We start from the raw sequence: 14,833 nt of genomic DNA, 5'->3' as shown, positions 1-14,833 counted from the left end.
ATGTGCAGAGCGCTCTCTAGCACAATTGAAATGTAAAAAAACCGCATAGATGATGCATGCGGTTTTTTTATCGCGATTAGCTGATGGAATTAGCGCATGCCAGCAATCATCTGCTCCAACTTGACCGTATCGGCACAGAATAGTCGTATGCCTTCGGCTAATTTTTCCGTCGCCATGGCATCTTCGTTTAAAGCGAAACGGAAGGATTTTTCGTCGACTTCTATTTTTTTCAAATCACTGGCCAAAGCTGCCTCTTTATTTAATTTCGCGCTGACGGCATTCGTCGAATCGCTGAGTTTTTGTAAGAGGTCGGGGCTGATGGTTAGCAAGTCACATCCAGCTAACTCTAGGATTTGTGACGTGTTACGGAAACTAGCGCCCATAATCTCTGTCTTGTAACCGAACTTGCGATAGTAGTTATAAATCTTCTTGACGGATAAAACACCAGGATCTTCTGCACCAAAAATTTCTTGACCGGTCTGCTTCTTGAACCAGTCATAAATACGACCGACAAACGGTGAGATCAATTGCGCACCTGCTTCAGCGCAAGCAGCAGCCTGTGCCAGGCAGAATAGTAAAGTCATGTTGCAGCGTATGCCTTCTTTTTCCAAAATTTCTGCAGCCCGTATGCCTTCCCAAGTTGATGCGATTTTGATTAAGACACGTTCGCGTGAAACACCTGCTGCCTCGTATAAAGCAATCAATTGACGGCCTTTTGCGACGGTCGCTTCAGTGTCAAACGATAGCCTTGCATCCGTTTCAGTAGAAACGCGACCAGGTACGATCTCCAAAATTTTTAGGCCAAAACTAATCAGTAATTGATCGATGATTTCGTCGCTAGATTTACCGCCATTTTGCGCCACAGCTTGTGCAAGCAAGGGTTGATATTCTGGCTTTTGCACAGCTTTCAAAATCAGCGATGGATTGGTCGTCGCATCACGTGGCGTGTAGGCCTGCATGGATTGAAAATCGCCGGTGTCAGCAACCACGGTGGTGTATTGTTTCAGTTGTTCGAGTTGGTTCATAATGGGTATGAGTTAAGGATCGCAAAAAGTAAGTAAAAAATTAGCGGGACAAGACTTGAATTTGCGCAGGGCCAGCGACGATTTCGCCTATTACTGCAGCATCTTGAAAATCACTCTTATGAAATATTTCCAATACTTGTTCCAGTGCTTCGGGCGCGCAGGCCACTAAAAGTCCGCCGGAAGTTTGTGGATCGGTTAATAAGGCTTGCGTAATGACATCTTCATGGCTGAAACGCACGTCTTCACCATAGGCTGCAAAATTACGGGCAGACGCGCCCGTGACACAGCCTGCCGCTGCCAGTTCTTTGACTTGCGGTAGAAAGGGAATATCAGCGACGCGCAGCGTGGCGCCAACTTGCGCACCACGGCAGATTTCTAATAAATGCCCTAGCAAACCAAATCCAGTCACATCCGTCATTGCGTGCACAGCATCGAGTTGCGACAGCGCCTGACCTGGCTTGTTTAGTTTGGTGGTATTGGAGATCATGCTGGCATAGCCTTCAGCATTTAATTGTTGCTTTTTTAAGGCCGCAGAGAGCACACCGACTCCCAGCGGCTTGCCCAATATTAATTGATCGCCGACGCGCGCGCTGGAGTTACGTTTAACCTTGGACGGATGGATCAAGCCCATCACCACTAAGCCATAGATAGGTTCGACTGAATCGATGCTATGACCGCCCGCAATCGGAATACCAGCTTCGCGACAAATACTTTCTCCGCCTTCAATAATTTTGCCGATAACATCGAGTGGAATTTGATTGATAGGCATGCCAACCAACGCCAGCGCCATAATCGGTGTGCCACCCATCGCATACACGTCCGAGATTGCATTGGTCGCTGCGATACGGCCAAAATCATAGGGATCATCAACAATGGGCATGAAGAAGTCGGTCGTGGCGATTAAGGCTTGCTCTTCATTGAGTTTGTAGACGGCCGCATCATCCGAGGTTTCTATGCCTACCATCAGTGCAGCAGGAATAGGGAAGCCTGTGGATTTTTTGAGTATCTCAGCTAGTACACCCGGCGCTATTTTGCAGCCGCACCCACCACCATGGGAAAGCGAAGTCAATCGAATTGGGTTTGCCTTAGTGTGAATGTCGGTGCTGATGCTATCGTTCATGAAAGTGTCTGACAGTTGGTTGTGAATAGTTGATTATAGAATACTGCTGGGAAGCTGGAAGTTTAAATTGAGCTATTGGCTTAGTAAGTTCCGGACGAAAACAGAACCAGATCGAATAATTTTTAGCATGAAATCAGTTAATCTAAAAGCAGAAAAACAATTATCACGTATTTTGTCTAAACCTATGGCTTAAGTCTAAAAATTTTTGTAAGCTCAGTTTTGCTATTTACTAGGGGTTGTTGACATCCCGCATTTTGATTGGAAGGCTTGCCTAAAATATAGGTCAACAGGCTCTAGCCATGCAGCTAATTTTATTTTTTCGTTTGCATTTCAAAATAAATGCTGATTAAATATGGAATCGTTTCCAATGTGTTTTTGGGAAGACAAAAAAATTGCTAAAAAATCAGTGAAGCACAAGTAAGGGCCAGACAAGAGCAATGAATAATTATTTTAGAAGATGGGGGAGCACTTATGCATCAAACAATGACGACTACCGAAATTTTTTTATTGGCAATGCTGCTAATTTTCACCATCCCATATTTGATATGGCGAATCTGCAAAACTGATTATTATGCGCCACTGGTTGTCGTTCAAATTATTACAGGCATTTTGTTAGGGCCTGGCGTCTTAGGTGCTGCGTTTCCTGACTATTATCAATTCGTTTTTAATCCTGCGGTGATTCAATCATTAAATGGTATAGCCTGGTGGGCAGTGATGATTTTCGTTATGATTGCCGGCATAGAGCTAGATTTGGTTCAGGCATGGGAGCACCGCTTTGAAAGTGGTGTTACTGCGGGTTTAGCTCTGGGCATGCCTTTGTTATTTGGTTCTGCGGTGGCGCTCGGTATGTTGGGGTATGTCGGATGGATGGGGCCAGGCGCGCAAAGTTGGCAATTTGTTCTAGGCGTGGGAATGGCGTGTGCCGTTACCGCTTTGCCGATTCTAATTTTGCTGATGGAAAAATTAGAAATTTTGCGTCAGCCTATCGGCCAGCGCATTTTGCGCTATGCCAGCGTTGACGATATTGCGATTTGGGGTGTGCTGGCGCTGATTATGCTAGATTGGGATAGAGTTGCGCGCCAAATTGGATTTTTACTGGTGTTTGGCGTCGTCACGATATTTTATCGACGAATCATGGCCAAGCTACAAGAAAGTGATCGCTGGTATGTCGGTTTGATCTGGTTAGCGGCTTGCAGCTTTGGCGCAGATTGGGCTGGATTACATTTTATGGTCGGTGCTTTCTTAGCTGGTGCTGTGATGGATGCGCATTGGTTTAATCAGGAGAAAATGGACTTGATGCGCCATCACGTATTGCTAGCGATCATGCCAGTGTTCTTTTTAAGTACCGGTTTGCGCACTAATTGGGCCATGGGTGGATCGGTTGTTTTTATTGTGGCAGCAGTGCTCTTAGTGGCATCCGTCAGTGGTAAATTAATTGGGATACAGCTCGCTGGAAAAATTTTGAAATGGGAAAAAGGTGAAGCGAGCATCATAGGTTGGCTGTTGCAAACCAAGGCTTTGATCATGATTATTTTTGTGAATATTTTGCTCGACAAAAAAATCATTACCAGTGAAACTTTCACCGCTCTGTTGTTGATGGCAATTGCCAGCACGATGTTGACCGTGCCTATTGTCGCGCCGAAATTGCAGCGCATGCGAGAGATTATTTTCAGATCCAAATAGTCGATTGCATACAAAAAAGCGACCCATGCAGGTCGCTTTTTTTCAAGTCTACTCAGCTACAGTCGCTAGATTAACGATCGCCAAAACTACGACGATTGCCATTTGCATCACCAAAGCGTGATTTAGCAGCACCGCCGCCGAAACCGCCACCTTCACTGCGCGGAGCAGCGTTTGGTTTACTGAAACTACGTTGGCCTGGTTTGCTATTACCAAAACTATTGCCTGTCGTGCGCTTGTCGCCTGGTTTCCAGCCACTTGCTTTGCGTGCTGGTGCACGTGCAGCCATAGCGGTTTTCTTAGGCTCAAAACCTTCGATGACATCGACTGGAATCAATTGCTTAGTAAAACGTTCGATGCGTTTCACGTTCATGCTTTCCGCATGATTCACCAAAGATACTGCCAAGCCTTTACGACCTGCACGCCCAGTACGACCGATACGGTGTACGTAATCTTCTGGGAACTTCGGCAAATCGTAGTTGAATACGTGGGTAATGCCAGGCACGTCGATACCGCGTGCAGCGACATCCGTTGCTACCAAAACGCGTACTTGACCGCGACGCAGGGAATCTAAAGTGCGGTTACGTGCACCTTGATGCATGTCGCCATGCAAAGCAGCTGCTGCGAAACCAGCGATATTCAAACGGTCTGCAATGGTATCCGCATCACGTTTAGTCGCGGTAAATACCACCGCTTGATCCAAAGAGTCATCGCGCAACAAATGATCGAGCAAACGATTTTTGTGGGATAAGTCATCGACGAAATGGACTTTTTGTTGAATATTTTCATGCTTGGTTGCAGAACCAGCGATTTGAATAATCATTGGGTCTTTGGTGATGCGACGCGCCATATTGCCAACGACGCCATCTAAAGTGGCAGAGAACAGCATGGTTTGACGTGTTTCTGGTGTTGCCGCAACGATTTTTTCAATATCGTCGATAAAGCCCATGTCCAACATGCGATCAGCTTCATCTAATACCAAAATTTGTAATTCGGAGAAATCAATCTTACCGGATTCCATATGGTCTATTAAACGACCTGGTGTTGCCACGAGGATTTCTGGATTACGCGATAGAAGTTGCATTTGTTTTGGGTAAGGCATGCCACCCAAAATGGAGACTGCCTTGACGCGACGTGAGTACGCGCTATATTTGTCAGTGGCTGTCGTTACTTGCAATGCCAATTCACGTGTCGGTGTCAACACCAGCATTTTTGGCTTCGCTGCTTGAAAACGTGGACGATCGCCACGGGCTCGAGCGGCCTGGCGTTCTTGATTCGGTGTTTTAGCGGATGCGTTAACATCCATTACTTCTGCCGCTGCAGCAAATTTGTGCAAAGCAGGTAACATAAAGGCGGCAGTTTTGCCTGAGCCTGTTTGTGAGGACACCAGTAAGTCACGACCTGCGATAGCAGCAGGAACTGCTTGTTCTTGAACTGCTGTTGGTGTTGTATAGCCAGTATCAGCAATTGCGCGCAGAATGGACGTATGGAGGCCTAGTGATTCAAAAGTCATTTAATCTATCTTTCGTTGTAATTCAAATAGCTTATTGAAACGACCATTGCATCGCATAGTTTTTGGCTATGCCGCACATGATTGCGTTTGAATACGCTCTGAATAAATTAGCGCTAAGCTAAAACCTAGCGCGCTAAAAAGCAGCGTCAACCAAACGAAATGAACAAAGAAAACCAGTACCAAGATGGTACAAATGAGGTATGCGATGAAATTTCGGCACAAAAGCTTTGCGCCGGGACGATGTCTATGTGTGAAACCAGACATACAGGGCGGGAGGGCTTTACATTGCAGTATCAGCAGTTCTCGATACGCAAGGGCTACGGTGCTACTTGTTACTAATTTGTTTCTTAATTATGCAAGGCGATATTTATATTGCAGTGCAAAAACGAGACTATACAGGAAATTTCTTGAGCTTGCACTAGATTATTGATTTAGTTCAAGTCGTTTAAAAAAATGCTTCGGTTGAATCCGATTTTACGATTTAATAATATGCTTATAAGAAATACGAGAAAATTAGAGCTATTTAGAATAGCTTTAGCTGCCATGTACTGCGATATTTCTGGTTTGTATCGCAGATAAATTCGCCCAAGTGCGGGGGCAACAAAAAGCAGGGAATAAAGAATGAGGATGCAATGAAATCGAGAGTCACGAGCCAAACACTATTTTTTGTCAGTGCTCTATCTTTTTTTAGTATGTCTGCGAATGCCGATACGCTTTCGGTCGCGGTCGCTGCCAATGTGCAATACGTATTTGACAATTTGCGTGCAGAATTTAAAAAAGAGAGCGGTCACGATCTGCAGGCTGTCTTTAATTCCTCAGGTAAGTTTGTCAGCCAAATTAGTAATGGCGCCCCCTTTGATGTGTTTATGTCGGCCGATATGGAGTATCCAACCGCGCTATATCAGCAAGGTTTGACCAGTACTCGCCCGAAGATTTATGCCTATGGTGCGCTGGTGTTATGGACCATGAAAAATCTCGATCTGACACAATGGCAAAGTTTATTGCAAAGTCCTCAGATCAATAAAATTGCGGTGGCCAATCCGAAAACAGCGCCCTATGGCCGAGAAGCAATCAAGTTACTCAAGTACTTTCAGATCGAACAGCAAGTGACTGATCGTATGGTGTTTGGTGAAAGCATTTCACAAACCAATCAGTATATTTTTTCCGGTGCAGTTGATATTGGTTTTACTGCGAAATCAGTCGTCATGTCGGAAGAAATGAAGGGCAAGGGGCGTTGGATAGATATGCCCGCAAATGCCTATGCGCCAATTGCTCAGGGGGTCGTGATACTCAAGCATGGGCAACAACGTGCACCGCAATTAGCACAGCAATTTTATGATTTTCTGTCCAGCCCTAAGGCGAAAGCCATTCTTCAAAATAATGGCTATGGTGTTCCGTGAATAGCTTACCCGGTGTATTAACTGAAATAGAGTCTGAGGGTAGTATCGCCTTGTTAAATGTGATGGTGGGCGAACAGGCATTTAGTGCCACTCTATTGGGAAACCAGGATGATTTTTCTGATTGGCAAAGCGGAATGTGTGTACGACTATCGTTTAATGAGATGGAAGTGGCGATCGCCAAAAATCTTCAGGGACAAATCAGTTTACGTAATCGACTTCCTGGCGTAATTCAACATATTGAAGTGGGGAAAATATTGACCCGTGTTCATTTTTTGATGCAAGCGTTCACGATCTCCGCTGTCATCACGACCCGTTCTGCACGTGCGCTTCAGCTAGTCGTCGGTGACCATATTGAAGGCCTGGTGAAATCGAATGAGATGAATGTAATGCGGGTCAATAAGGAGGCGAATTTATGAGTCTTTTTGCCTATGATTGGCAGCCTTTATGGCTGACATTTCGTCTTGCTTTGCTGACTGCAGTGATTCTTTTAGTCATAGGAATTCCGATTGCTTACGCTTTGGCTTTTTCACGCAGCCGATTTAAGCCTTTATGGGAAGCTATGGTAAGTATGCCATTGGTCTTGCCGCCTTCAGTGTTGGGTTTTTACTTGCTCATCGCATTTAGTCCAAATGGATACTTAGGCTTGACTCTTCTACAGCATTTTGATGTGCGACTGGCTTTTAGTTTTGCCGGGTTGGTTATTGGCTCCGTTATTTTTAGTTTGCCATTTATGGTGCAGCCTATTCAAGCTGGTTTGCAAGCCTTGCCATCCGATTTAAGTGACGCAGCATACACTTTAGGCCAATCAAGATGGCAGACTTTATGGCGTGTCCTTTTGCCGAATATTAAACCTGCCTTGCTAACGGGTTTGGTATTAAGTTTCGCTCATACTATAGGTGAATTTGGTGTGGTGTTAATGATAGGTGGGAATATTCCCGGACTCACCAAAGTTGCATCGATCGCGATTTACGACGAAGTTGAGAGTCTGAATTATGCAGCAGCACATTTTTATTCTGCGGTGTTGGTGATGGTGAGCTTTATCGTTTTATTGTTGGTTTATCTAGGGCGACGCCGATTTCCGGAGCGCATGTTATGAGTGCTAAGCCAGTATTAGAAGCCTACGTGCGCAAGCAATTGCAGGGTGCCCGAGGGACTATGGATTTAGATGTTCAATTCGAATTAGCACCAAACGATCTATTGAGTTTGTACGGTGCATCAGGTGCAGGCAAAACAAGCATTTTACGTATACTGGCAGGATTGGCTGAGGCTGACGCTGGGCGTATTATTTTTGATGGAGAAGTTTGGTTTGATTCCGAACGCCAAATTAATGTGCCGCCACAAAGACGTTCGATTGGTTTTGTGTTTCAAAATTATGCCTTATTTCCTCACCTCAATGTCCGTGAGAATATTGCATTTGCGGCGAAATCAGAACCGCGTGCGTGGATTGAAATGTTATTGTCCTTAACCGATTTGCAGGACATGCGAGATCAGTCGGTAGCACAGCTTTCAGGTGGACAAAAACAAAGAGTGGCATTGGCGCGCGCCTTGGCACGCAAGCCCCGCTTGCTGTTGTTAGATGAGCCTTTGTCAGCACTTGATCAAAGCACCCGAACTGGTTTGCAAGATCAACTTTTGCGGCTGCATCAAGAGCTAGGATTAAACACAATTTTGGTGAGTCATGACTTAGGCGAAATTTTTAAAATGTCACAAAAAGTTTTACACCTTGACGCTGGAAAAATAATTGCAAATGGCGTCCCGAATGAGGTCTTCTTGCAGCAAGCTGTGCTTGGAAAATTAAATTTACAGGCGCAAGTTTTGGCGATTCGGGCTGAAGAAATTGTTTATGTTTTGTCGCTGCTAGTCGGCCAAGAAATTATCGAAGTGATCGCCTCAGAGGATGATGTAAAAGGGCTGAAAGTTGGAGAGAGAATTGCAATCTCAACCAAAGCTTTCAGCCCTCATATCTTGCGTACTTCTTAGAAAATTTTGCCTACTTAAGACGTCTGGAATGTATAAATTAGTCCGGTGTCAAACCCATGACATGTGAAAATCCACCATCAACATAAGTGATTTCACCTGTGATGCCGCTGGCTAATGGCGACAATAAGAATGCAGCAGTATTACCAACTTCTTCTATCGTTACGTTGCGGCGTAAAGGCGCGTGTTCTGCAACGAAACCTAATAAAGTACCAAAGTCTTTAATGCCACTGGCAGCTAATGTCTTAATTGGGCCAGCAGAAATACCATTGACCCGTATGCCTTTTTTACCGAGATTTTCAGCCAGATAGCGCACGCTCGCTTCTAAAGATGCTTTTGCTAAACCCATAGTGTTGTAGTAAGGGATCGCACGGATCGCGCCGAGATAAGACAAAGTGAGCAAAGAAGAATTTTCATTCATCATAGGTAATGCTGCTTTTGCTAAGGCAGGGAAGCTGTAGGCTGAGATATCGTGTGCGATACGGAAGGCTTCACGTGAAAAACCATCTAAGAAGTCGCCAGCAATTGCCTCACGTGGCGCAAAGCCAATAGCGTGTACAACGCCATCTAATTTATCCCAAGATTTTGCCAAATCGGTGAACACCGCAGCAATTTGCTCATCGCTACTGACGTCGCAATCAAATACCAATTCGCTATTGAATTCTTTAGCGAATTCAGTGATGCGGTCTTTAAATCGTTCGCCGACATAGGTGAATGCCAACTCAGCGCCTTCGCGATGACAAGCTTGAGCGATGCCGTAGGCAATTGATCGGTTTGATAATAAACCAGTTATTAGAATTTTCTTGCCTTGCAAAAATGCCATATTAACTCCAGGTGTTACCGTAAAATTAGCCTCATCTCTGTACTATATCGCACAGCGACTACGCTCATGTTACGCTAAGGTTGTAGATGAAAGTGACCGTCAACTTTTGCTATCGTGATTAGACTGAGCTTACTTATTTTTTACTTACTTATCGAGTTGAACAATTTATCGTAAATATTGTCAATCAAAGTGTAATTGCTCGAAATAGCACAGTTGCGGAATTTACTGACAGGTCGGAATTGTAGTTGCTCATGCACGTTAGGGCAAATAATAACTAGCAGCATGGCAGGCCGTACCCAATTGGAAGCTTTAATATATCTATTTAAGTAAATTCTGTTGCGATGCGGAAATAATTAATTTCATAACGCAATTGAAGATAATTTTCAAGTATTTTTGCGTAATGTGATGCATTTTAGCAAATCCCACACGTTTTAAGTATTTCCCATTAGAATCATTGCCTCGCTTGGCTAAATGGTTTATTTGCTGATTGATTGTGTTGTGTTGAACGCTTAATTTAGTGTTTCAACATAGCCAAAAATAATTGCTCGTTTTGATACGGTAATATGATTAAATAAGCATAGTGAAAAACAAAGTGCTTGCTGAGTTGTAAATTTTATGCTGCAAAGCAGCATAAAAGCAACTTCCAATCTGCGCTTTGTTTGTGTCAAAATAGACGCTGTTTTTCGGAAAGATTTTAAAAAAACAATGTTTTGTTGGAAGCTATTTGGGGTAGGTTTTCTGAATTTCAAGTGACAAAGCAGCCGCTTCAATTTTTGTAGTATCTTTTAAGATATAAAGTTGAATTTGTCGTTGGCTCTATACAGTTTGGGCAAACGTCTAAAGGTGACTAAACGATTTGTAAGTAAATAAATACCCACATGAGTATGTTGAGACCAAGGTTCTGACAGTTCAGCGTGAGTATGGGGGGGCAAGCAATATCGGTGCTGTTTTGCTGATGAGCGGATTGGCTGCTTTTTTGATTATTTGAATCGGGTTTTGTAATTCCGGGAAAATGATTGATGGCTCAAATCTCGTGCGTTTGAACCTAATTGAAATTGTTGTGGTATTGGAGGAGTAGGTATGGATTTTTCAGGACGCCAACAGGAACCGGGAAAGAAATTTTTTGGTTTAGGTGTGGTAATTGTTTTTCACATTATTCTTGGCTGGGCGTTGATGAACGGCTTAGGTAGTAAGTTAGTTAAGTTTGTTCAAAAGCCGATGGAAGCAGTAGTGAAGGAGACACCTCCGCCACCACCGCCACCACCAGATACACCGCCACCGCCGCCACCAAAATTGATGACGCCGCCGCCACCGTTTATTCCTCCTCCAGAGGTTCAGGTTGCGCAGCAAACGCCATCACCAAATGCGATCTCTACGGTGTCGAACGTAAAGCCTGATAGCAATACGATGACAAAGACGGTAGCACCGGTAACCGAAGCGCCTAAAGCTGCTGCGGCACCCGTTTATGTTGCTGCAAAGATCGACTTTGAACAAGCTGGCTGTAAGCCAGAGTATCCACGAGCTTCGTTGCGTAATGAAGAAACAGGTGTAACCACATTGTCTGTGACCACAGGTGCAGATGGCTTGGTGACAGCAGTAAATATTGTCAAATCTAGTGGTTTTAGAGGTCTTGATAATGCAGTTAGAGCGCAGTTGTTGTCTGGTTCTTGCAGAAACAAACCAGGTACGATTGACGGTAAGCCTCAAGAAACTACGACTCAAGTTCAATACGTTTGGAAGCTTGATTAAAACAGAGCCAACATGCAACAAGAGTCATAAAAAAGTAACGTTTTACTCACAACCAACGTAAGTATTAAATTTTTTTTAAAGGAAGTATCTACATGAAAACCCGCGCTAAAGTAAGCACATTCCTGGCGGCAATTTTATTTGCATTAACAGCCACAATGACAACCGCACCTGTATTCGCACAAGAAGCATCTGCATCCGCATCTGCAACGACAGAAGCTGCTGCCAGTGCTCCTGATACTGCCGCAGCGCCTGTTGCTGATGCATCATTGCCAGCTGCTGAACCGAAACCAGCAGTAGAAGATCCGTACAGCTTGGCGCATTTGATCAAACATGGTCATTTGGTCGATCAAATTACATTGGCAATCATGGGTTTGATGTCTATGTTCAGCTGGTACATCTTGATTACTAAAGTAATTGATTTGGCTAAACTGAGCGGCCAAGCTAAAGAAGCTCGCAAGTTCTGGAAAGCGGCAAACGTGTCAACTGGTTTGTCTACTTTGAAAGAAGGCAGCCCATACCGTTTCATCGCTGAATCTGGTTTGAATGCTAGCGAACACCATGAAGGTGCTTTGTTAGAGCAGATCGATTTGAATTCATGGGTAACTATGTCTATTCAACGTTCAGTTGATAAAGTTCAAAGTCGTTTGAGCGAAGGTTTGACATTCTTGGCGACAGTAGGTTCTACAGCACCATTTATCGGTTTGTTCGGTACGGTTATGGGTATTTATAACGCCTTGGTTGCGATTGGTAGCTCAGGTAACTCTTCTATTGATAAAGTTGCGGGTCCAGTGGGTGCCGCTTTGATCATGACGGCGATCGGTTTGGCGGTAGCGGTTCCAGCAGTTTTGGGTTACAACTATTTGTTGCGTCGTAACAAGTCTGTTATGGAAGATATCCGTGCATTCGGCGCTGATTTGCACTCTGTAGTATTGTCTGGCGCGATGAGCAAAGCTAACGCAAATAAATAATCTAGGTAATTAAGACGACTATCGTTTTTATTATTTCAATTCTGTCCCATCAAGTAGGTGCTGGCACTTACTTGATGTTCAGTGAATAGAATTAACCGAAGAGAAACAATTATGGCAATGCAAATCGGCGGTGATAGCGGTGAAGATGAAGTCAACAGCACGATTAATACCACGCCACTCGTGGATATTATGTTGGTGTTGCTGATCATCTTTATCATCACGTCACCCGTAGTATTAAACTTGACAAAAGTTACTCTGCCTGCAGAGAAAAATGATCCATACAATCCTGACGCAAAAAACGTAATTATCACAGTCAATAAAGATGGTGATATTTATTGGCAAGGTTACCGTACGCCAATCGCTTCTGATGAAGAGTTGTTTGATAAGATGTCAAAAGAAGCAGTGAAAGTGCCGCAACCTGAAGTGCATATTCGTGGCGACCAAAATGCGCGCTATGAGTCTATCGGTAAAACGATTTTGACGGTGCAACGGTCAGGCATTGCAAAAGTTGGTTTCGTTCTTGAACCGCCACCAAAAAGCTAAAAGGAGAATCGCATGGGCATGAATATGAGCTCCGGTTCTGGTGGTGATCCAGAACCGATGATGGAAATGAATATGACACCGATGATCGACGTTATGTTGGTATTGATCATCATGTTTATTACGACATTACCAATCGCCAATCACGCGGTGAATTTGAATATGCCGCAAAATACGAATCAACCTCCGCCAGATGTTTTGCCTACTGTGGTGAAAATCGATGTGGACTTTGACGGTACTATGACATGGAATGGTGAAGTTGTTAGCCGTTCCCAATTAGATGATCGTTTTGTGGCAGCTGCTGCGATGAATCCGCAACCCGAGATTCATTTGCAACCAAATCGTTTGGTTGCTTATCGTTCAGTTGCGGCAGTGATGGCATCTGCGCAAAGTCGTGGCATCACCAAGTTGGGTATGATTGGTAACGAACAGTTCTTGAAATAAGACCATTAATTTGAATTAAGATTTTTCTTAAATTCGGATAGATGTTTAAAGAAAGAGGGCAGGGATTTCCCTGCCTTTTTTTGTATTATGCGTTATGCTTAAACTTAAATCGTTTAAATCGTTTAAATCGTTTAAATTGTTTAAATCGTTTAGATTTTGGTATGAGTGAAATCACTCAGTGAGAACACGTAAGCAAACTCTTTAGTTTGTTAAGCTTAAATTTATTAATTTTTGTTGATTGAGAGATCAAATATGAAGCACCTACGCTTATCACAACTGGCAATTCTTATCGCTGCTATTGGTTGTGCAACAGTTCCTGAATTAACTGGTGTTGCTGGCAATATGGCTTACGCACAAGAAGCGATGCGCGCCGAAGTCGGCAAAATCGTCCAGCAAGCAGGCGATTTGTATAAAAGTAGAAAGTTCCGCGAAGCGCTTACAAAATTGCAAGAAACGGATCGTGTAGGTAATAAAACGGTCAATGAGACTTTCACGATTGAGCGTATGCGTTTATCGGTCGCTTCAGCTGCTGGTGATAATGAAGCAGTGATTCGTTCAGGTGAAATTATCGTTGCTGCAAATAAATTGCCAAGCAAAGATCAGTTGCAACTGATCTTGGTATTAGCAAACTCTTACTTCAAGGCGAACAACTACGCTAAAGCAGCAAAGATGTATGAGCGTTATTTCAGTGAAGGCGGTACTGATACCTCGGCTCGTCAATATATGATTCAGGCAAAATCCTTAGGTGGCGATAGTGCTGGCGCATTGAAGGAAACTAAAGCAGAGATTCAGGCTGCTGAAAAAGCAGGTCGTGTGCCAAGCCAATCTACTTTGGAAACTTATGCTTATGCAGTGCAAAAGAGTGGCGATAAGACGGCTTACTTAGCGACTTTAGAAAAACTCGTGATGTACTATGGTAAGAAAGAATATTGGGTTAATTTGCTTAATAGCGTAGAGCGCAAGCAAGATTTTTCCAGCCGTTTGACCATGGATCTGTATCGTTTGAAGTTGGCAGTAGGTCAATTGAATAAGACTAGCGATTTCATGGAAATGGCACAGATTGCGATTCAAGATGGCAATTCCGCAGAAGCCTTAAAAATTATTGATCAGGGTTATAAGGCGGGTGTATTGGGTACGGGTGCAGAAGCAGCACGTCATGGCCGTTTGAAAGACTTAGCAACCAAGCGTCTGGCTGAATCTAAGGCAGCGCGTGCCGCACTTGAAGCAGATGCTTTGAAAAATAATGATGGCATGGCTTTGGCAAATTTGGGTTTTTCCTACGTGACTGGTGGTGAATACGATAAAGGTATTAGCCTGATGGAACAAGGTGTGAAAAAAGACAATCTGAAACATCCGGATGATGCTAATTTGCACCTTGGTATGGCTTATCTGATGGCGGGTAAAAAAGCGGCTGGCTTGAAAACTTTGAAATCAGTTCAAGGTAAAGATGGCACGGCGGACTTGGCTCGTTTTTGGACTATCTATGCAAATCAAGCGAAGTGATGATTGGTTTGAGTGATTTGATTTGTTAGTTTGATTTGAATTGAAAAAAAGCAGCCGATGGCTGCTTTTTTTTGTGATGCATTTCAGTGCC

At 43.8% G+C, this 14,833-nt stretch carries 14 protein-coding genes; 10 read left to right on the top strand and 4 right to left on the bottom strand.

The genetic code is table 11. The features are described 5' to 3' along the window. Positions 1-89: 89 nt before the first annotated feature. The gene (gene tal / locus AC1RR2_RS04310; RefSeq protein WP_493221069.1) at positions 90-1,025 is read right to left on the bottom strand and encodes a transaldolase; all 936 of its coding nucleotides are present in this window, start codon (positions 1,023-1,025) and stop codon (positions 90-92) included. 40 nt (positions 1,026-1,065) lie between these two features. Next, the gene (gene selD / locus AC1RR2_RS04305) at positions 1,066-2,145 is read right to left on the bottom strand and encodes a selenide, water dikinase SelD (RefSeq protein WP_493221068.1); all 1,080 of its coding nucleotides are present in this window, start codon (positions 2,143-2,145) and stop codon (positions 1,066-1,068) included. Positions 2,146-2,616: 471 nt separating this feature from the next. Between selD and AC1RR2_RS04300 the strand changes: the two genes are divergently transcribed. Then, positions 2,617-3,828 (top strand): cation:proton antiporter, encoded by a 1,212-nt coding sequence (locus tag AC1RR2_RS04300; RefSeq protein ID WP_493221067.1) that lies wholly within the window; start codon positions 2,617-2,619, stop codon positions 3,826-3,828. A 70-nt stretch (positions 3,829-3,898) separates the two neighbouring features. On the opposite strand, the gene AC1RR2_RS04295 is transcribed toward AC1RR2_RS04300, so the two are convergent. Then, positions 3,899-5,338, bottom strand: coding sequence for a DEAD/DEAH box helicase (locus AC1RR2_RS04295; RefSeq protein ID WP_493221066.1), 1,440 nt, complete (start codon positions 5,336-5,338; stop codon positions 3,899-3,901). A 632-nt stretch (positions 5,339-5,970) separates the two neighbouring features. Between AC1RR2_RS04295 and modA the strand changes: the two genes are divergently transcribed. Genes modA through AC1RR2_RS04275 form a run of 4 tightly spaced genes read left to right on the top strand, consistent with a single transcriptional unit; the run spans position 5,971 to position 8,718 of the window. Further along, a complete protein-coding gene (gene modA / locus AC1RR2_RS04290) occupies positions 5,971-6,738 on the top strand; it encodes a molybdate ABC transporter substrate-binding protein (RefSeq protein ID WP_493221065.1) in 768 nt (255 codons plus the stop codon). After that, complete coding sequence (locus tag AC1RR2_RS04285) at positions 6,735-7,154, top strand: TOBE domain-containing protein (RefSeq protein WP_493221064.1); 420 nt, start codon at positions 6,735-6,737, stop codon at positions 7,152-7,154. The genes modA and AC1RR2_RS04285 overlap by 4 nt, the downstream gene beginning before the upstream one ends. Beyond that, a complete protein-coding gene (gene modB, locus AC1RR2_RS04280; RefSeq protein WP_493221063.1) occupies positions 7,151-7,834 on the top strand; it encodes a molybdate ABC transporter permease subunit in 684 nt (227 codons plus the stop codon). Before AC1RR2_RS04285 ends, modB begins: the two co-directional genes overlap by 4 nt. Next, positions 7,831-8,718, top strand: a complete 888-nt coding sequence (locus AC1RR2_RS04275; RefSeq protein WP_493221062.1) for a sulfate/molybdate ABC transporter ATP-binding protein — start codon at positions 7,831-7,833, stop codon at positions 8,716-8,718. Before modB ends, AC1RR2_RS04275 begins: the two co-directional genes overlap by 4 nt. Before the next feature lie 37 nt (positions 8,719-8,755). Here the strand turns inward: AC1RR2_RS04275 and fabI are convergent, their stop codons facing one another. Then, complete coding sequence (gene fabI, locus AC1RR2_RS04270; protein ID WP_493221061.1) at positions 8,756-9,538, bottom strand: enoyl-ACP reductase FabI; 783 nt, start codon at positions 9,536-9,538, stop codon at positions 8,756-8,758. Between the two features lie 1,080 nt (positions 9,539-10,618). Between fabI and AC1RR2_RS04265 the strand changes: the two genes are divergently transcribed. The 5 genes from AC1RR2_RS04265 to AC1RR2_RS04245 all read left to right on the top strand — a co-directional run bounded on the left by AC1RR2_RS04265 (position 10,619) and on the right by AC1RR2_RS04245 (position 14,742). After that, the gene (locus tag AC1RR2_RS04265; protein ID WP_493221060.1) at positions 10,619-11,287 is read left to right on the top strand and encodes an energy transducer TonB; all 669 of its coding nucleotides are present in this window, start codon (positions 10,619-10,621) and stop codon (positions 11,285-11,287) included. Between the two features lie 92 nt (positions 11,288-11,379). Continuing rightward, a complete protein-coding gene (locus AC1RR2_RS04260; protein ID WP_493221059.1) occupies positions 11,380-12,255 on the top strand; it encodes a MotA/TolQ/ExbB proton channel family protein in 876 nt (291 codons plus the stop codon). A gap of 111 nt (positions 12,256-12,366) precedes the next feature. Next, entirely contained in the window at positions 12,367-12,798 is a 432-nt protein-coding gene (locus AC1RR2_RS04255) for an ExbD/TolR family protein (protein ID WP_493221058.1), read from the top strand. Between the two features lie 12 nt (positions 12,799-12,810). Then, complete coding sequence (locus AC1RR2_RS04250; RefSeq protein WP_493221057.1) at positions 12,811-13,239, top strand: ExbD/TolR family protein; 429 nt, start codon at positions 12,811-12,813, stop codon at positions 13,237-13,239. A 252-nt stretch (positions 13,240-13,491) separates the two neighbouring features. Further along, positions 13,492-14,742: a tetratricopeptide repeat protein gene (locus AC1RR2_RS04245; protein WP_493221056.1), complete on the top strand. Its 1,251-nt coding sequence runs from the start codon at positions 13,492-13,494 to the stop codon at positions 14,740-14,742. Positions 14,743-14,833 lie beyond the last annotated feature (91 nt).

This window comes from Undibacterium sp. GW821-FHT11H02, from assembly GCF_058808015.1.
The sequence above is the reverse complement of the archived record's forward strand: the minus strand, read 5'-3'. Positions and strand labels throughout refer to the sequence as shown.